The sequence below is a fragment of the Streptomyces caatingaensis genome, assembly GCF_001187435.1.
Classification (GTDB): domain Bacteria; phylum Actinomycetota; class Actinomycetes; order Streptomycetales; family Streptomycetaceae; genus Streptomyces; species Streptomyces caatingaensis.
The window spans coordinates 494,731-512,991 of sequence record NZ_LFXA01000002.1 but is presented as its reverse complement, the minus strand read 5'-3'; the positions used below and the strand labels follow the sequence as shown (position 1 = coordinate 512,991).

The window sequence follows — 18,261 nt, the reverse complement described above, 5'->3', positions numbered from 1 at the left end:
GTGCTTGATGCAGCCTCGTGGGCGGGGCGTCTGGGCGGGGACACGTTCCTCGCCCGGACGTACCACCGCTCTTACGCGCACTTCCCCGGAGCCGCCGACACGGCGGGCCTGTTCTCCTGGGACGACCTGAACCGGATCATTGCCACTCAGCGGCTGGAGCCGCCCCGGCTGCGCCTGTCGGTCGACGGCGAGATGGTCCCGCTCCACCGCTACGCGATCCCGACCACGAACCGCCGAGCGGTCACCTGGTCCCGTATCCAACCGTCCGACTTCCACGCCCAGCTCAGAGACGGGGCGTCGCTGGTGCTCGATGCGGTGGAGAAGATCCACCCCGCTGTGGGGGCGGCTGCTGAGGGGCTGGAACGCTTCCTCGGAACTTCCGTGCAGGCCAACGTGTACGCCTCGTGGACCGAGCGGGAGGGCTTCGGCCGGCACTGGGATGACCACGATGTGGTGGTGGTCCAACTGCACGGCTCGAAGCGGTGGCGCCTGTGGGGGATGACCCGTGAGGCGCCCACCTTCCGGGACGTGGAGTCGCCGGAGGAGCCGGAGGGCGACCCGATGGCGGACCTCGTTCTGTCCCCGGGTGACGTGCTCTACCTGCCGCGCGGTTGGTGGCACGCGGTCACCGCTGACCAGGGGACGGAATCCCTTCACCTCACGTTCGGCATGGTCCCGCACACGGGCGCTGACCTGATGCTGTGGGTCGTCGATCAGCTCCGGGCGTCCCTCGCGCTGCGCAGGGACATTCCGCGCTTCGGCTCGCTGGCAGAACAGTCGGACTTCATCGACGCCGTTCGTCGTGAGGTGGCCGACATGATGGCGGACCCCCGCCTCGTGGAGCGGTGGGCGGAGTCGATCGATACGACGGACCTGGGCCATGCGATTCCGTCCCTCCCCTACGTGGGCGGACTCCCCGCCCATCGGGACATCACGGTCAAGCTCACCACTCCGAGGGGCCGCCTGACGGCGGACCGCGAACAGGGCACGGTCACCTTCTCGGCGGCCGGTACGGCTTGGGACTTCGCCGAGTCCGCCGCGCCCGCGCTGGGCACGCTGCTGACCAACCAGCCGACCACGCTGGGCGAACTCGCCGACTCCGCCGGGCTGGAGGTCAAGGAGGTGGCCGAACTGGTCTCCGTCCTCATCGACGGCCACGCCGTCGCAGTCGTGGGGACGGCGCTGTGACCGCCGCGCTCTGCCTGGGGACATACCGCGTGCGTGCCGTCAGTCGGGCGGCACGCACCGCCCTGGCGGCCGGTAGTCCCTGGGTGGACACGGCACCCAACTACGCCCGTGGTCGGGTGCATGAGGAGCTGCGCCCGGTTCTCGGGGAGTACCCGACCGTGCGGGTAGCCACGAAGACGGGGTTCTTCACGGCGGAGCAGGGCCGTGCCGCCCTGGCTGAGGGCGTGCTCACCCGGGAAGAGGCGGCGGGTAGGCACAGCCTTGAGCGGGGCTTCGTCCGCTGGCAGACGGAGCGGTCGTTGGCCGCGCTCGGGCGCGTGGACCTGGTGTTCGTACACAACCCGGAGCACCACGGGCACGGCCTTGACCGTGCCGCTCTGCACGGGCGTGTACGGGAAGCCTTCACGACGCTGGAAGAGTTCGCCCACGCGGGCAGGATCGGCGGGTACGGCGTCGCCACCTGGTCGGGCCTGACCTCCGGAGCGCTCAGCGTGCCCGAGTTGCTCACGCTCGCCCGGCAGGCGGCCGGTTCCGCCGAGCATCACTTCACGGGCTTGCAGATGCCCGTCAGCCTGATCATGGATGCCCCGATCACGCAGGCTCTGAACGGCGGCGGACCACTGGTGCAGGCGAAGGACGCGGGGCTGATCACGTTCGGCTCTGCTCCCCTGCACGGGGGTGAACTCCTCGACGCCATGACACCCGAACTGGTGAACCTCATCCGCCCCGGCCTGTCGGCCGCAGCCGCTGCCCTGCTGGCCGCTGGCTCGTGCCCTGGCCTCGATGTCGTCCTCACCTCCGCGAGCACCCGCGAGCACTGGGACGATGTGGCAAAGGCTCTGGCTGCGCCGCTGACGGCCCAGGAACTCAGGAGGGTGACGGATGAACTCACCGGTGAATGAGGAGGTACAGGCCCTGATGGAGGCCGCCCACGACCGGGCGGCCAAGGCACTGGGCCTCACCTGCACGGGGCCGCTGGCGTGGGGCTTCCTCGGTGTCACTCTCGGACGCCGAGCGGGGGACCGGTGGCTACGGGTCAGCCGGACGGCGAAGAGGAACGCGGGCAGGAAGGCGGGGGAGGGCATCGTCGGGGCTTCGGAGCTGGTGCCTGACGGCGTTCCCCGCCCCCGCCTCCACGGGGTGCATGACTGGACTGACGGAGAGTGGGCCTTCGAGTCGGAAGTCCTGGACTACCTCACGCAACCCACCGTGTCCCCGGACCGGGCCGACATCGACCACGACCCGGGGTTGCCTGACGAGTGGTGGGCGGACCTTCGCCGAGCCCTTGCCCTCCTCACTGAAGCAGAGGGAGTGAAGGTGACCGTGCGGGACGGGTGGATCGAACGAGCCTTCCCCCAGTTCCTCGGCATCCCTGCCCCCGCCAAGGTGGAGCGGGTGACTGGTCACGGTGACCTGCACTGGGGCAACCTCACCGCCGCGCCCCTGTGCCTGCTGGACTGGGAGCGGTGGGGCCTGGTGCCCTTCGGCTATGACGCGGGGCTTCTCCACGCCAACAGCCTGCTTGTGCCCGACGTAGCCGCCCGCATCCGCAAGGAGTTCGCGCCGATCCTCGACACCCCGGCCGGCCGAATCGGGGAACTCGCGGCCCTGGCCGAGATGCTGCAAGCCGTAGCCCGTGGCTGGTATCCCGACCTTGCGCCCCGCCTGGTGGCCCGTGCAGAGGCGCTCACCGGGGTGCGCCCACCCGTCCCGGTGCACTCGGAGGTGAGCGCCTGACTGCGCGCCCCTGTGCGCCTGTCTCAGGCGCTCTCACCGATGTGCCGGTACAAGGTGGCCCGGGAGATTCCCAGTGCCTTGGCGATGGCCGTGACGCTCTCTCCCTTGGCGTGCCGGGCACGGGCTACGGCTAGCTTGTCGTCGTCCACGACGGAGGGGCGTCCACCGTGGTTGCCCTTGCGGGCCGCAGTGTCCAGCCCCTCCAACGTCTTCTCCCGGATGCCTTCCCGCTCCACCTCTGCAGCCACGGCCAGGACGGCGAACACGATGGCTCCCGCCCCGTTCGGGTCGTACACGCCCTGCAAGGGACCGGAGAGGAGTTCCAGTTGGATGCCGTCCGCTTGCAGGGTGGAGGACAACGTCATGAGTTCCGCCGCGTTGCGGGCAAGGCGCTTCATCTCCACCACAGTCAGGATGACGGGCTGGTTCGGCGCGGCTGTCTTGAACTCCCGTGCCAGGGTTAGCGCCTTCTCTAGCTCGGGCCGCTCCTTCACGCGGGTGCTGATCTTCTCCGAGAACACCCGTGTGCAGTCGGCACGGGCCAGCATGTCCAACTGGCTCTGTAGTTCCTGCCCAACCGTGCTGCACCTGGCATAGCCCAGTCGTATCGCTGCGCCCGGCACAGCTTCGGCCACCACAGGCACGGGCTCACCCTGCACCCACCGCTTACCGGGGTTCCGGTCGGCCGGAGTCTTCACGGTGAGTTCCGCTTTGAGTGAGGGCACCAGGGCGAAGCGCCCCGTGTGGTAATTCGCTGCCACCTTGCCCGCTCCCGTACGGCAGGGGCTACCGGCGGGGGCGTCGCACTTCGGGCAGGGGTGACGCTCGACCTGTTCGGCCGGGGTGTTCGTGGTCACGACCAGACCGTCTCATAAACGTGTCTCGAAAGCCAGCCGGGAGACGGATCTTTTGAGACGGGTTTCGAGACGCTGGACTGAGGGCGAAACGGACATGGCCTGGTGTTCGGCGGATCGTCTCACTATCGAAGGTTATTGAGACGCCCTGTCGTGATCACTCTCCGCGTTGCCGTGGGCTGGTGCTCGTGCTCGTCGTGCTCACCACCTTCGACAGTGGGGCGCTCGTGCGCCCCGCCTTGGGCTTGTCCTCTGCCCTGACCGCCTGCCCTGTCGTGAGGCTGTGCGCCTGCCTGAGCGCCTGCCGCTCCGCTCTCGTCACGTCGTGAGTCGTGCGGCCTGTCGGCCGTTCAGGGAGGCACACAGCCGTTCACCTGCCACGACGTACGGCAAGCCTGCCAACGGCGGACGGGAGGGCAGGGCTCACGCCTGCCAGGGCGACGGCGAAGCGGACAGCCGAGACGTACGAGGCGACGGCGAAGGGGTGGGGGATGACCCCTTGACACCGAAGTCGAGGACCGCCCTGTCATGGCAGCAAAAATCTTGCCACCATCCCAAGGTCGATCAGACGACGGCGAGACTGGCAGGGCAGGGCATCACCGGTAACCCTTAGCAGGGCTCCCACTGCCACGGTTCCAGGGTCGATCAAGCGACGGCGGGCAGAGGCGACGGCGGAGAAGTAGCAGGTGGGAGCGCTGCCCCTAGCTCGGCCGGCACTCGGAGCCTGCACGAGAACGAAGCCTTTCAAGGCTTGGCGTAAGTGGCTTCGCTCTGTGGCCGCGTAAGCGGCCCATGTCCCTTGCCCTGAGCCGAAGGGGCTTCGGGCCATGGGGGCGCGGCAGCGCCCCACCTGTGGCTTCCCGGGCTTGCTCCTATCGGCCCCTGCCGGGGCCGCTCTGTCGAAGTGGCTTCCGGCTGTGCGGCCGGAGGCCGCCCCTGTCGCTTACCTCTTCGCCGCTGCACGTATGTACGTAAGTGACTTCGAGCTGAGCGGCCGAATGGCCGCCCTCTCTGCTCACGCCTTCGCCGTTGGGTCTTCGCCTATGGGGGCGCTGCGCGCCCCTCCTTCCTTTCGCCGCTGCATGTAAGTACGTAGGGGCTTCGTGCTGTCGGCCCCCTTCGGGGCCGCCCTGACGTAGACCCTTCGGCCCTCGCCTGTACGCCTTGCCGTTGACGTACGTACGCAAGTCGCTTCTCCCTGTCGGCCCCGGCAGGGGCCGCCCACTGCCAGAACCTTGGACATCCCTTACTAGATATAAGAGGGAACGAAGGACTTCGCAGGTCAGATGCTGTTTGCCTTCACGTCCGGCGTGAGGGAGCTTCACGTGTCGCGTGAAGGGGCGGTCATCCACGCCAGACGCGGGCGTTGTGCTGGCTGCAAGACTGGCTGCCCCTCTCGGTGCGGGCGTGGTGGTGTGAGAGCACCAGGCAGCGGGCGTTGGACTCGTTGTTGATGAGCCCCTTCTCTTTGGCCCTGGCGACGGCGTTGGACACACTGCCCTCGGCGAGCGGCTTGTCACCCTTCTTCGCCAGCAACCCGGCCAGTTCGCCGGACTGGAACTCGGCGTGTCCGATCTGGTTCAAGCGCCACTGTGCAGCGAAGTAGACGCGGAGCCACAGCGGGACGTCCGACTCGCGAGCAAGACGCTCGCAGTCCTTCTTGGACAGCTTGTTCCAGTACAGACCGGGACCGAAGCCTTCTCGCATTGAACGGGTGTGCCCTTCGATGTGTGGCGCGACGAGCGCCGGTAGTCGGTGGTTCGCATGTGCTCCCTTCTGATAGGCGCGGCCAGCCGTCCGGCTGGCTTGGGATTGGAGCTCAGGTCAGGCGGCTTCCCGGCAGTCCCGTCCGATCCAGCGGTCCACGTCGGCGGGCCGGAAGCGAAGGTGTCCGCCGATCTTGCAGGCGGGGATGTTCAAGGCTCGGTGGTTGTTGTAGACCCACGCGGGCGTCACGCCCAGGTACTCGGCCAGGTCGGTGACGCTCATCAGGCGGGCGTTCTGCAAAGGACGGCTCCTCGGTTAGCGGAGGGGATGGTTCCCCCTCGGGTTGCCCATCCTGAGTTATCAGTCCTGCTCAGTCAAACCCGGATGCGTCACGGCCTGACTTGCCCAGTGCGGCCATGTTCCGTATGTTGCTGCGCATGACGAACACCAACGATCACGAGGGCAGCGCTGCGCCCCGTGCGGGCGTCGAGCATGTCCAGCGCATCGGGGCATGGAAGGTCACCATGTGGCTTCCGCTCGACTCCGCTTCGGGCAATCCCCGCGAAATCCGGATCGAGCCACACGAGGATGCCGATCCGCAAGAGGTGGCGCGCGGCATCACCAGCACGGTCCTGCGGCAGATCGATACGACCTCACCGGGGCAGGAGATGGTTCGGGCGCGTGGAGAGTCGGCGCTTGCGGATGTGCATGTCGGTCTGACGGCGGTGCTCCCGCACCTTCCACGGGGCGTCTCTGACCAGTACCTGGCGGTTCTCTCCGCCTTCTATGTGCGCGTGGTTGAGATCGGTGAGCGCGCTCCCGTCCAAGAGCTCGAAGCCATCACCGGGACCAAGCAGGCGACGTTGAAGGGGCACCTCCGTGCGGCCCGTCAGCGGGGGTTCCTGACGAAGGTGGAGGGCAAGGCCGGCGGCCAGCTCACGGACAAGGCGATCGAAACGCTGAAGGGGATCAATGTCGAAGAAGTGCTGCGACAGCCGTAGCGGCTGCGACAGAGCGAGGGGGAAGTAGCCGGGTGGCAAAGCGCGGCAACGGGCTCGGTGGGACTCCGGTGGAGATCCCGCGCACGGGCCGACCGAACACCTGGGGCGTGCGTACGCCCCTGCACTTCAACCCGGCGACGGGCAAGAAGGAGCGCTACTGGATAGGACGCGAGTACAAGAACAAGACCGAGGCGGAACGGGCGCTGCGCAAGTGGCACACCGACCACGAGGCAGGCACCCTCACGCCCCGCTCCGACATGACCATGGGACAGCTCATGGACGGGTGGCTTGCCAAGCATCGGGGCGAGGACACGACCAAGGAGGGGTACGAGTCGAAGATCCGGCTGCACATCAAGCCGCACATCGGCAAGGTCAAGGTGGTGGAGGTGACGGACGAGCGGCTGGACGAGCTGTACCGGCTCCTGGAAACCGCGCCCATCGAGGCGAACGGGAACAAGCCGCTCGGCCCCAAGAGCGTCCGCCACATACACAACATCATCTCGGCGGCGCTGGACTCCGTGACCGGACCGAGGAAGCTCCTCACGGTCAACCCCGCCCACACCGCCAACCCGCCGACCGAGCGGCAGATCAAGGCGGCACAGCCGGACTTCCCGACCCTCAACGACCACGAGACGGCGCACTTCCTCAAAGAGATATGGACGCCGTGCGGCAACCGTGCGTGCGACGACGGACTGACCCACCACTGCCTTCGGGACGCCCCACTGTGGACCGCCTACGCGGCCACCTCATGCCGCCGCAGCGAAGTGCTGGGGTGGAAGTGGTCGCTCATCCACTGGGATGAGTGCGCCATCGAACTGGCCTGGGTCGTGGTCGAGGAAGGCAACACCTACCGGCTGCGCAAGCTCACCAAGGACGGAGACGACAACGCGATCATCTACGTAGACCAAGCCCTGATGAACGTCCTCAAGCGGCAGAGGGAGCGCCAGGACGCGGAGCGGGAACGCCTCGGGGATCTCTGGGTGGACCACGACCTCGTGTTCGCCCGCGACGGCTTCAAGCTGTACCGGGGCGAGGCAGGCGGACCACAGGACCCGGAGAAGGTGTCGGCCCGCTGGCGGACGGCACGCAACCGTCTGCACCTGCCGGACAACTTCCGGCTGCACGACTGGCGAGCATCGAAGATCACGAACGATCTCGACAACCACGAGAACCCGGTAGAGGTCTCCGCCAACGCCCGGCACCACTCGCCGGGCTACACCATGGCGCGCTACGGCAGGCGTCGCGCCGAAGGGGCAAAGAAGCTGGCCGCTTCCAGCGCTGCCCGTCTCGGCCTGTCATCCCTGGTCTGACCAGGAAGTTCGCTCGGCTGTTGGTCACGTGGTTGGTCACGCCACAGCCGGAGAAACAGAAAAACCCCAGATCGACTGGGGTCTCTGCTGGTGTCCGAGGGGGGACTTGAACCCCCACGCCCGATAAAGGGCACTAGCACCTCAAGCTAGCGCGTCTGCCATTCCGCCACCCGGACAAGGTGTCTGTCTTCGCGGGGTGTTCCCCGCGGCGACATGGATAACTCTATCAAGGTTTCGGAGTGCCTTTCACCAGGGCTTTCCTCGTGGGCATAAGGTCTGTTTATGGGCAAAGCCGGACAATCCTCGGGGAAGGTCGCCGCCGAGGCCCTCGCGCCCGCTCCCACCAGGCGTGTTCCCCGTCCGCTGTCGCCGTTGCGGGAGCATCTGCGGGACACGTTCTGGTTCACGCCGACGGTGGGGCTGGTGGGGGCCGTGGTGGGGGCGGTGGGGGTGTTGCTGGTGGACGAGGCGTACGTGGGGTGGTTGCAGGAGAGCGGGGACTACGGCACCGTCGCCTCGCTGACCAAGATCGCCGACGACGCGCGGACGATCGTCTCGACCGTCGGCTCGGCGATGCTCACCTTCATCGGCGTCGTCTTCTCGATCTCGCTGGTCGCGCTGCAGATGGCCAGCGGCCAGTTCTCGCCCCGCGTGGTCCGGCTCTACGTCCGCAGCAGGATCACCAAGTGCGCCTTCGCCGTGTTCCTGGCGACGTTCCTGTTCGCGCTGCTGGTGCAGGCGTCGTACGAGGGGGAGACGGACCCCAGGAAGGTCACCACCGTCCCGGTCTTCTCCAGTGGGATGTGCGTGCTGCTGGTGCTGGTGAGTCTGGGGCTGTTCATCGCCTATGTGAACTCCACGCTGCGGCTGATGCGGGTGAGCCACGTGATCGACCGGATCAACCGGGAGTCCATGCGGGTGCTGGACCGGCACGCCCGCGGCGGCGGGCCCGGCCCCGGGGCGGACGCGCTGCCGCCGGCCGGGTCCGAGATCGTCCACCGCGGGCGGGCCGGCGTCCTGCGGGACGTGCACATCGCGCGGCTGGTGCGGGTGGCCCGGCGGCACGGGGTGGTGCTGCGGCTGATCCCACGGATCGGCGACTACGTCGTACCGGGGACGCCCGTCCTCGCGGTGCACGGCGGACACAGGCCGCCCCCGCCCCGGGCGCTGCGGTACACGGTGTCCGTGGGGGTGGAGCGCACGTTCCACCAGGACGTCGGCTTCGGGCTGCGGCAGCTGTCCGACATCGCGCAGCGCGCCCTGTCGCCGGCCGTGAACGACCCGACGACGGCCGTGCAGTGCCTGGACCGGATCGTGCAGTTCCTGGCCGCCGTCGCACACCGTCCGCTGGGCGCCCTGTGCCACTGCGACCGCGCGGGAACGGTGCGGCTGGTGCAGGACCTGCCGGGCTGGACGGACCTGGTGGACCTCGGGCTGACCGAGATCCGGCGGTGCGCGGTCACCAGTCCGCAGGTCACCCGGCGGATGATGGCGGGGCTGGACGACCTGTGGGCGCTCGTCCCGGCGGGACGGCGGCAGCCGGTGGAGCGGCACCGCGCGCTGCTGGCGCAGGCCGTGGCGCGCACGGTGCCGGAGGCGGCGGAGCGGGCGTTCGCGCTCGTGCCCGACCGGCAGGGCATCGGCTGACCGCCGCGCCCCGGGCGACTCGGGCCTCAGGGCATGAGGTGGTACTCCGGGAAGTTGCCCGGCAGCCGCTCGTCCCCCGACGGCCCCACGGTCACCGCCCGCACCAGCAGTTCCCCGCCGACGAAGGCGCCCCGCCACGACGCCCCGAAGCCGCCGAAGAGCTCCTGCCGGTCCCCCCGGGAACGCGGCCTGCCGTGGCCGACCTTGAAGGCGCGGATCTGGGGGGCCAGCCGCTCGTAGGTGGCCGGGTCGTCGCAGGACAGCGTGGCGACGAGGGCACCGTTGCTGGCGTTCATCGCGGCGAGGAGCTCGGCCTCGGTGTCCACGAGGACGATGGTGTCCACGGGCCCGAAGGGTTCGGAGTGGTGGAGGGGAGAGGACGGGGGCGGGTTGAGCAGGGTGACCGGCGGGACGTACGCGCTGCGGTCCTGCCCCGGCAGGAAGCGGCCCTCGGAGAGCGAACCCTGGTGCAGCGGCACCGCGCCCCGGTCGATGGCCTCGGCGACCTGGTCCGTCAGCTCCTTAGCCTTGGCCGCGTTGATCAACGGGCCGAAGTCCAGCTCGGGCAGGTCGTCGGCGGGCCAGTCGATGGCCAGCGGGTGGCCGAACCGCACGGCGCGCACGGCCGGCAGGTAGTGGGCGAGGAACTCCGCGAAGGCGGAGCGCTGGACGACGAAGCGCGGGTAGGCCGTGCAGCGCTGCTTGGCGTAGTCGAAGGTCTTGCGGATCTGCGGGGCGAAGGCGTCCCAGTCGGTGAAGTTCCAGATGCCCCAGGTGTTGAGGCCCTCCTGTTCGAGGACGTGCCGCTTGCCCAGGTCGGCGACGGCGGTGGCGACGCGCGCGCCGGCGTCCCGGCCGCCGACGAACGACACACAGCCGATCTCGGGCGCGCGCACCAGCGCCTCCGACAGCTCGCCGCCGCTGCCGCTGACCAGCGTGACGGGGACGCCCTCGCGGTGGATCAGCGCACAGGCCAGGGTCAGACAGGCCAGCCCGCCGTCCGTCGGGGTCTTGGCGACCACCGCGTTGCCCGCGAGCGCCTGGACGAGCATCGCGTGGACGAGGACGCTCATCGGGTAGTTCCAGCTCGCGATGTTGGAGACGGGCCCGGCCAGCGGGCCGCGCCCGGCCAGCATGCCGTCGATCCCGTCCACGTACCAGCGGACGCCGTCGATCGCCCGGTCCACGTCCGCCTGCGCCAGCCGCCAGGGCTTGCCGATCTCCCAGACGAGCAGCAGGGAGAGGAGTTCGCGGTGTTCGTCGAGGGCGTCCAGCGCGGCGGCCACCCTCGCCCTGCGGTCGGCGAGGGGCACCTCGCGCCAGGCGCGGTGCTGGTCGAGCGCGGCGCGCACGGCCCGGTGGGCGGCGGACGCGTCCAGCCGCGGCGGGCCCGCGATGGGCGTGCCGTCGACCGGGGTGACGGCGGGCAGCGGACGGCCGTCCGCGTGCCAGGCGCCGTTCCAGAGGTTGAGGACACGGTCGTCCCGGAAGGCCTCGGGCGCGAGCACGAGGCAGCGCCGCCAGGCGCTGTCCCACTCGGCGCCGGGCCGCAGGACCAGGGAGTTGAGGGTCGGTGCCATGGAAGTCTCCGCTCTCGGTGCACAGTCGGGGCGGGGAACAAGCACGTTGCCCGTCGAACGGTAGCCCGCGGTGCGGCACGCGACAGGACGCCCGTACGCGATGAGGTCCACGTCACGTACGACCGCCGGTAACCGGGTCCGGAGGGTGCGCGGCCGCCCCTCGCCACGGCCGCCCCCGACAATGGAGCGGTCAGCCGCCGCCGAACAGACCAGGACTGATCACCCATGGGACGGGTCACCGCACGCCGCCGCGTCATCCGCATCCGCAACGGGGCGGTGAACACCCGTCCGGACACGCTGGTCACCGAGGAGCCGCTGGAGATCCGGCTGAACGGCAAGCCGCTCGCGATCACCATGCGCACCCCGGGCGACGACTTCGCGCTCGCCGCTGGCTTCCTGGTCAGCGAGGGCGTCCTCGGCGACGCGGCCGAACTCGCCAACATCGTCTACTGCGCCGGGGCCACCTCGCCGGACGGCGGCGGGAACACCTACAACGTCGTCGACGTCCGGCTCGCGCCCGGCGTCCCCGTCCCCGACGTGAGCCTCGAACGCAACGTCTACACCACCTCGTCCTGCGGTCTGTGCGGCAAGGCCAGCCTGGACGCCGTACGGACCACCGCGCGCTGGCCCCTCTCGGACGGGCCGGCGCCGCTGCGCCTCGACCCCGGGCTGCTCGCCGAACTCCCCGGCCGGCTGCGCTCGGCCCAGAAGGTCTTCGACCGGACCGGCGGCCTGCACGGCGCCGCGCTCTTCGCCCCGGACGGCGAACTCCTGGACGTCCGCGAGGACGTGGGCCGGCACAACGCCGTCGACAAGCTGGTGGGACGGGCGTTGCGCGAGGGGCTGCTGCCGCTGGCGGGCACGGTGCTGCTGGTCTCGGGACGGGCGTCCTTCGAGCTCGCCCAGAAGGCGGTGATGGCCGGGATCCCCGTCCTGGCGGCGGTCTCGGCGCCCTCGTCGCTGGCCGTCGACCTGGCGGCGGAGACGGGGATGACGCTGGTCGGCTTCCTGCGCGGGGCGTCGATGAACGTCTACGCCGGGGAGGAGCGCGTCGTACTGCCGTGACGGCCGGGTCTTCCGGGGTGGTCATGGCGTCCTCCGGGACGGTCATGCCGTCTTCGGGGCTGGTCATGCTGTCTTCCGGGACGGTCATGTCGCCTCCTCCTCAGTCGGCCCTGCGGTCGGCGCGGGAGGCGCGGCGCAGGGCCCCGAGGCGGCCGAGGACGCCGGGGCGCCTGTTCCACTCCTGGAACAACTCCTCCCAGGTCGCGTCCTCTTCGTAGAGGACCTGCTGGATCTCGTCCAGGTGCTCGCGGGGGAGGAAGCGCACGGCGGGGCGCAGCACGTCGTCGAGCAGGGTGGTGCGGACGTCGTCCCAGAGGCCGCTCGCGCCGGGGGCCGTGTGCCAGGCCGTGAAGCAGGCGGCGGCGAACGCGGGGGTGCGGCGCAGCGCGAGGTCGACACCGCCGCCGCGCGCCTCGTGGGCGTAGGCGCCCAGCAGCTCCTCGTCGCCGGACGCGGCGAGCTCGGCCAGCTCGTCGGGGCAGGGGTCGCCGAACAGCAGCCGGCGGACGAGGACTTGGCGCAGCCGGTCCTCGATGCCGGGCTCCAGGGGCCGGGCCTGCTCGCGCAGGGACAGGGCGCGGGCCGTGAAACCGGGGAGCTCCTGGCCGTCGGCGAGGGCGCCGGCCTGATCGAGGAGGAGCAGCGCGGCGTGCCGGCGCGGGTCGAGCCGGGGGCCGCAGCGCAGGACGAGGATCCGGGCCGCCGCCGGCGCCTCGGCGTCGTCGGGCGTGCTCTCCAGGGCGGAGCGGACGAGCACGTCGTCCAGGCCGGCGGCGCGGTGCCGCTCGGCGGGGAGGGCGTCCAGCAGGGCGGCGGTCTCGGCGGGGGTGGGCGGGGAGCTGCCCCAGACCAGGCGGAACGCGGTGCGCAGTACGGAGGGGTTGGCGCCCTGGCCGCGTCCGGCGCTCCGGACGAGCTGGGCGAGGAAGGCGATCCGGTCCTGGGAACGGCCGGTGCCGTCGGGGGCGCCGGGCCGTGGCCCGGCCTCGGCGTCGTCGGGGCTGCGGCGGGGGCGTGGGAGGGAGCCGTCGGCGAGGGCGGCGGCCATGCGCAGGTGCGGGTGACGCTGGAGGTCCTTCGCGGGGAAACCGCCGGTGAGCAGGTGGACGACGGAGGCGGGGTCACCGGTGGCCGCGGTGCGTTCGAGTGTGCCGAGGACGGCGGCGGTGAGCCCGGGGTGGGCGGTGACGGCGGCCCAGACCGCGTCGCGGTCGGGGGCGGCGTCGCCGAGGAGGGCGGCGCTCAGGCGGGCGGTGAGGACGGGGGTGTGGTCGGCGCGCAGCGCCTCGGCGAGGCGGGCGAGGCCCAGGACGCGGGTCAGGGGTTCGCCGGGGGCGGCGCGGTCCAGCTCGGCGCGCAGGTCGCGGCGGAGCCGCTCGCCTGGCGGCTGGGAGGCCAAGGGGGCGAAGAACTCGGCGAGTTCGGCGAGGGCGGCCCATTCCTCGGGCGGCCGGTCGGGCCCCGCGGTGGCCAGGGCCCCGAGCAGGGGGACGAGCAACGGGTTGGGTTCGCGGCGGTCGGCGCGGTCGGCGGTGGCGCGGAAGCGGGCCCAGCGGGCGGCGGCGGTCCGGCCGGCCGCGTCCAGCGGGATGCCGTCGCGCAGGGCGAGGGCGGCGAGGCGTCCCGCGTCGTGTGTGGCGTCGCGGTCGGCGGGGGTGCGCAGCCGCACGGCCTCCGTGAACAGCGCGGGCCGGTCGGCGAGCAGGACGCGGGCGGCGACGGACGCCCAGGGGTCGGGGTCGTCGCGGGCGGGGCTGGAGTGACCTCCGGCGCAGTCGTGGACGCGGTAGCGGCGGTCGCCGGCCACGTGGGCGTAGTCGAACTCCGCACCGGGCAGGGCCCCGACGATCTGCTGGCGGGCGAGCAGGGGTCGGCGGGTGTAGGTGGTGAAGGTGAGCCGGTTGGCGAGGTCGCGGGGCAGGACGGCGCTGGCGACGGCGATCCAGTGCGCGATGCGGTCGGTGTCCCTTTCGATGACGAGGAGTTGGGGCGCGTCGGGCCTGCGGAAGAGCGTCCGCACGTCGGTGAGGAACGGCACCAGCCGCTCGGCGCGCGCCCTGACGAACTCCAGCAGGCCCGCCTTGGTGATGCGGCGGGCCGGGGCGAGGGCGGTGAGGTGCTCGGGCACGCCCGTGCCGGGGGTGCGCTCGGCCCACGAGGGAGACTCCCACGCCTCGACGGGCAGGAGCCCGCCGGGCAGGGGGCCGTCGGGGGGCAGGCGGACGGCGTGGGCGTGGAAGGGGTGACGCCGGCCCCGGGGGTCGTCGCCGGTACGGACCACACGGCACAACAGCCGGGTGCCGTCGGCCAGCCGGTGGTGCCCGAAGACGACGGGGAAACGGGGGGCCGCACCACGGGAGGGGACGGCGGCGGCCCGCAGGGCGGCCGCGGCGGATCCGGATGGTTCGGAGCCGTGAGCGGATCCGGACGCTCCGGAGACGTGGGTGGGCCCGGACGCTCCGACGGCAGGGGTGGGCCCGGACGCTCCGGCGGCAGGGGTGGATCCGGAGGCTCCGGGCGCCCCGGTCGCCGCGGAGGCCGCGGGGCCGCCGCGCGGCGCGGCGGCGCCCGGTCTCCCGCCCGCCGCCCCGGCGGCAAGCGAGTCGGCGGGGGGAGGCCCGAGGCTGACCGACGCGGCGGGGACCGGCGGTGCGGTGACCGGCGCCGCAGGCACGGGCGGTGACGCAGGCACCGGCGGTGCGGATACGGGCACGGCGTCCGGAGGCTCGTAAGTGAGCAGCGGCTCGATCTCGCCGAGGAGCAACGCGGGCAGGTCGGGACTGGCGGCGGTGAAGCGGGGGGCGCTGTCCGGGGACGAGCGCGAGTAGTGCAGCTGCTGGAGCGGCTGCGGGTGCTGCGGACTCACGCGCACCACCTCCGCGTACGGGGCGGACGGCAGGAGCCGTGCGCCCGGGCCTCGTCGGACACAACCGCCCGAGCCGTGACTCTCAACTCCCGTCCGCCTGACCCGCGTTCGACGAGGAGCGCCGGGCGGCGTCGCGCGGAACCACCCGCCCCGTACGACCGGGCCCACCCGCCCGGGCCGTCGGGCCCCCCGACGTCTCCGAGGTCCCGGACCACTGCAACCACCCCTCCATCACGCCAGTCCGCCGGCGAAGGCCATCCCACCAGATCCGCGCGGGGGACGACGGGACTTTCGGGGAATGCCCGGCATCCCCCGGGTCCGGGCGGGGCGGGGTGCGCGGCCCCTCGCCGCCGCCGGTCAGTCCTCGTCGACTATCCGCGCGAGCAGCGCGAGGAAGAGCTGGCGTTCGGCCGGTGAAAGGGCGGCCATCAGGGCTTCGTTGGCCTCGTCGCCGAGCTCGGTGAGGCGCCGGAGGCGGCGGCGGCCCTCCTCGGTGAGGGTGATGGCGTTCTTGCGGCGGTCGTTGGGGTCGGGGGCACGGGTGACGAGCTGCTGGGCCTGGAGGTCGTTGAGGATGCCGACCATGTCCTTGGGGTCGAAGCCGGTGGTGCGGCCGAGCTCGGCCTGGGCCACGGGGCCGAGGTCGGCGACGGCGGAGAGGACGGCGTGGTGGGGCATGCGCAGGCCGTCCTGCGCGAGGGCGTCGGAGACGAGCCTTCGCCCGCGCGCGGAGGCGCGGTTGAGGAGCCAGCTCGGGAGGGTCTGGATGTGGGCGAGGGCGGGCTCGCCGACCGCGTGGGCGTCGCTGTGTGCCATGAGTCGAGGGTAGCGAAAAACTCGTTGGGTTTCCCTACGGAAAACCATTGGACTTCCCAACGCAGTCCGCTATCGTCGTAGCCGTTGGAACCCCCAACGAAGCGCCGGGAGCGCTGAGACGAAACCCTGCCCGTGGAGGTGCACCATGCGTCGTGTCCGCTATCACCAGAACGGCGGCCCCGAGGTTTTGCGGCTCGAGGAGACCGACGTCCCCCGGCCCGGCCCTGGGGAGTTGCTCATCCGTACCGAGGCGGCGGGCGTCACCCTGCCCATGGTGCGCAAGGTCCGCGAGGGCGGGCATCCCCTGCCGGCGAGCCTCGGGGGCGAGGTGGCGGGGGAGATCGTGGCCGTGGGCCCGGAGGTCACCGGCTTCCTGGTGGGCGAGCGCGTCACCGGCCTGTGCTTCGGCGACGGCTACGCCGACTACTCCCTCCTGCACACGGCGTTCACCTCGCGGATCCCCCAGGGGGCGAGTTCGGCCCAGGCCGTCGCCCTGGTGCGCTGCGGCCTGGTCGCCCGGGGCGCGTACGAGGCGGCCCGCCCCCTGGAGGGCGAGTCGGTCCTCGTCACGGCCGCCGCCAGCGGGGTCGGGCACCTCGCCCTCCAGATCGCCAAGGCCCGTGGGGCGGGCCGCGTGGTGGCCGCCGTCGGCTCCCCCGCCAAGGCGGACTTCGTCCGCTCCCTGGGGGCGGACGAAGTCGTCGTCTACGGACAGGAGTCCTGGGGCGACCCGGTGGACATCGTGCTGGACGCCGTCGGCGGCGAGCTCCTCTCCCCCGCGATCGCGGCCCTCGCCCCCGGCGGGCGCCTGGTCGCCTACAGCTCCGGCGGAGGAAGCATCCAGGCGTACGACCTGCTGGTGGGCGCGAAAGCGGTCATAGGGTTCCAGATGGCCCTGATAGCCCGTCACCGGCCGGAGGTGATGGAGCAATGGCGGCGGGAGCTCTGGGCCATGACCGCCGACGGCCGGCTGCAACCGCGCATCCACGCCGAACTCCCCCTGGAGGAGGTGGCTAAGGCCCACGAGATCGTCGAATCGCGCGCCAATCAGGGCAAGGTGCTGCTGCGTCCCGTGTGACCGTCCCGGCACCTGGACCCGGTGCCTTCACGGTCCGCGTACTCGACCGCACGGCCACCGTGTGCCCACTGGACCGCTTGCTCAGGACCGCGCGCCCACTCGACCGCAGCCACTCGACCGCGTGACCACTGGACGGCGTGCCACTGGACCGCGTGGCGGAGCGGCCCGGAGACCGCTCGGGCCGGGGCCCCGTGATCGCCCGGACCGAGGCCCAGTGACACCCTGGCCGGAGCCCGGTGACCACCCGGACCGGAGCCTTGACAACCGCCCGTGCAGCGGCCCGGCCCCCGCCATCAGGGAGTGCGATCGGCCCGATCGGCCGTGGCACCGGCGGGCACGGCCTCACCCCCGGCCGGGGTGGCGGCGCAGGAGGAGGCGGAGGCCGCCACAGCGGCCTCGCGTCCGTACCGCTTGGCGAGCACGGCGCAGACCATCAGCTGGAGCTGGTGGAAGAGCATCAGCGGCAGGACGGCAAGGCTGGCCTCCGCCCCGAACAGGACGGTGGCCATGGGCAGTCCGGCCGCCAGGCTCTTCTTCGATCCCGCGAAGGCGATCGCGATCCGGTCCTCGCGCGGGAAGCCGAGCCGCCGGGAGCCGACGGTGGTGAGGGTGAGCATGACCGCCAGCAGCACGGCCTCGACCCCGAGCAGGGCCAGCAGCCGCCACGGGGTGACCTGGTGCCAGATCCCGCGCACCATGCCGGCGCTGAAGGCGGCGTAGACGACCAGCAGCACGGATGCCCGGTCGACCCGGCCGAGCACGGTGCGGTGGCGGCCGAGGAAGCCGCCCACCCAGCGGCGGAGCCACTGCCCGGCGAGGAAGGGCACCAGCAGCTGGAGCACGATCGACAGCAGCGAGTCGAGGGAGAAGCCGGCCCCGCTGTTGCCGAGCAGGACGGCGGCGAGGAGCGGGGTCAGGACGATGCCGACGATGCTGGAGAAGGAGCCGGCGCAGATGGCGGCCGCCACGTTGCCGCGGGCGATGGAGGTGAAGGCGATCGACGACTGGACGGTGGAGGGCACCAGGCACAGGAAGAGCAGTCCGTCGTGGAGACGGGGGGTGAGGACGTACGGCACCAGACCGCCGGCGGCCAGTCCCAGCAGCGGGAAGACCACGAAGGTGCAGGCGAGGACGGTCGTGTGCAGCCGCCAGTGCCGCAGGCCCGCCACGGCCTCCTGGGTGGAGAGCCGGGCTCCGTAGAGGAAGAAGAGCAGCGCCACCACGACCTTGGACGCCGCGTCGGCGACGGTGGCGGCCTGGCCGCGGGCGGGGAGCAGCACGGCCAGCAGGACGGTGCCGAGGAGGGCGGCTATGTAGGGATCGAGGGGGAGGCCGCGGAAGAGGCGGCCGAGGAAGGCGGGTCGGGGCATGTCCGCCAGCCTGCCGCCGGCCGGGATCATCGGGAACCCCGT

15 protein-coding genes and 1 tRNA gene are annotated in these 18,261 nt (G+C 71.6%); 8 read left to right on the top strand and 8 right to left on the bottom strand.

Annotation, left to right across the window (positions count from 1 at the left end):
* Genes AC230_RS03025 through AC230_RS03015 form a run of 3 tightly spaced genes read left to right on the top strand, consistent with a single transcriptional unit; the run spans position 1 to position 2,925 of the window.
* Positions 1-1,188: a cupin domain-containing protein gene (locus AC230_RS03025; RefSeq protein ID WP_049714343.1), complete on the top strand. Its 1,188-nt coding sequence runs from the start codon at positions 1-3 to the stop codon at positions 1,186-1,188.
* Entirely contained in the window at positions 1,185-2,090 is a 906-nt protein-coding gene (locus tag AC230_RS03020; protein ID WP_049714342.1) for an aldo/keto reductase, read from the top strand. The genes AC230_RS03025 and AC230_RS03020 overlap by 4 nt, the downstream gene beginning before the upstream one ends.
* Positions 2,071-2,925 (top strand): hypothetical protein, encoded by an 855-nt coding sequence (locus AC230_RS03015; protein ID WP_049714341.1) that lies wholly within the window; start codon positions 2,071-2,073, stop codon positions 2,923-2,925. The genes AC230_RS03020 and AC230_RS03015 overlap by 20 nt, the downstream gene beginning before the upstream one ends.
* Before the next feature lie 23 nt (positions 2,926-2,948).
* Here the strand turns inward: AC230_RS03015 and AC230_RS30660 are convergent, their stop codons facing one another.
* The 3 genes from AC230_RS30660 to AC230_RS03000 all read right to left on the bottom strand — a co-directional run bounded on the left by AC230_RS30660 (position 2,949) and on the right by AC230_RS03000 (position 5,786).
* A complete protein-coding gene (locus AC230_RS30660) occupies positions 2,949-3,782 on the bottom strand; it encodes a recombinase family protein (protein ID WP_198535397.1) in 834 nt (277 codons plus the stop codon).
* 1,341 nt (positions 3,783-5,123) lie between these two features.
* Positions 5,124-5,486, bottom strand: coding sequence for a hypothetical protein (locus tag AC230_RS03005; RefSeq protein WP_049714339.1), 363 nt, complete (start codon positions 5,484-5,486; stop codon positions 5,124-5,126).
* A 117-nt stretch (positions 5,487-5,603) separates the two neighbouring features.
* Positions 5,604-5,786 (bottom strand): helix-turn-helix domain-containing protein, encoded by a 183-nt coding sequence (locus tag AC230_RS03000; protein WP_049714338.1) that lies wholly within the window; start codon positions 5,784-5,786, stop codon positions 5,604-5,606.
* A 137-nt stretch (positions 5,787-5,923) separates the two neighbouring features.
* On the opposite strand from AC230_RS03000, the gene AC230_RS02995 reads away from it, so the two are divergent.
* Positions 5,924-6,487, top strand: a complete 564-nt coding sequence (locus tag AC230_RS02995) for a hypothetical protein (RefSeq protein WP_157868493.1) — start codon at positions 5,924-5,926, stop codon at positions 6,485-6,487.
* Positions 6,488-6,594: 107 nt separating this feature from the next.
* On the top strand, positions 6,595-7,797 hold the full coding sequence (locus AC230_RS33385) for a tyrosine-type recombinase/integrase (protein WP_241833055.1): 1,203 nt from the start codon (positions 6,595-6,597) through the stop codon (positions 7,795-7,797).
* A gap of 88 nt (positions 7,798-7,885) precedes the next feature.
* Here AC230_RS33385 and AC230_RS02985 read toward each other — a convergent pair.
* Positions 7,886-7,973, bottom strand: a tRNA-Leu gene (locus tag AC230_RS02985).
* A gap of 106 nt (positions 7,974-8,079) precedes the next feature.
* Here AC230_RS02985 and AC230_RS02980 point away from each other — a divergent pair.
* Positions 8,080-9,444 (top strand): DUF2254 domain-containing protein, encoded by a 1,365-nt coding sequence (locus AC230_RS02980; protein ID WP_078870906.1) that lies wholly within the window; start codon positions 8,080-8,082, stop codon positions 9,442-9,444.
* Between the two features lie 26 nt (positions 9,445-9,470).
* On the opposite strand, the gene AC230_RS02975 is transcribed toward AC230_RS02980, so the two are convergent.
* Positions 9,471-11,024 carry an aldehyde dehydrogenase family protein gene (locus tag AC230_RS02975; protein ID WP_049714335.1) on the bottom strand — a complete coding sequence of 518 codons (1,554 nt, stop codon included), beginning with the start codon at positions 11,022-11,024 and terminating at the stop codon, positions 9,471-9,473.
* A gap of 225 nt (positions 11,025-11,249) precedes the next feature.
* Between AC230_RS02975 and fdhD the strand changes: the two genes are divergently transcribed.
* Positions 11,250-12,089, top strand: coding sequence for a formate dehydrogenase accessory sulfurtransferase FdhD (gene fdhD, locus AC230_RS02970; protein ID WP_049714334.1), 840 nt, complete (start codon positions 11,250-11,252; stop codon positions 12,087-12,089).
* A gap of 100 nt (positions 12,090-12,189) precedes the next feature.
* Here the strand turns inward: fdhD and AC230_RS02965 are convergent, their stop codons facing one another.
* Positions 12,190-14,955 (bottom strand): GTPase-associated protein 1-related protein, encoded by a 2,766-nt coding sequence (locus tag AC230_RS02965; RefSeq protein WP_049714333.1) that lies wholly within the window; start codon positions 14,953-14,955, stop codon positions 12,190-12,192.
* A gap of 357 nt (positions 14,956-15,312) precedes the next feature.
* Positions 15,313-15,771: a MarR family winged helix-turn-helix transcriptional regulator gene (locus AC230_RS02960; RefSeq protein WP_049714332.1), complete on the bottom strand. Its 459-nt coding sequence runs from the start codon at positions 15,769-15,771 to the stop codon at positions 15,313-15,315.
* A gap of 145 nt (positions 15,772-15,916) precedes the next feature.
* On the opposite strand from AC230_RS02960, the gene AC230_RS02955 reads away from it, so the two are divergent.
* The gene (locus AC230_RS02955; RefSeq protein ID WP_049714331.1) at positions 15,917-16,849 is read left to right on the top strand and encodes a quinone oxidoreductase family protein; all 933 of its coding nucleotides are present in this window, start codon (positions 15,917-15,919) and stop codon (positions 16,847-16,849) included.
* A gap of 293 nt (positions 16,850-17,142) precedes the next feature.
* On the opposite strand, the gene AC230_RS02950 is transcribed toward AC230_RS02955, so the two are convergent.
* A complete protein-coding gene (locus AC230_RS02950) occupies positions 17,143-18,219 on the bottom strand; it encodes a bile acid:sodium symporter family protein (protein ID WP_049714973.1) in 1,077 nt (358 codons plus the stop codon).
* Positions 18,220-18,261: the final 42 nt, after the last annotated feature.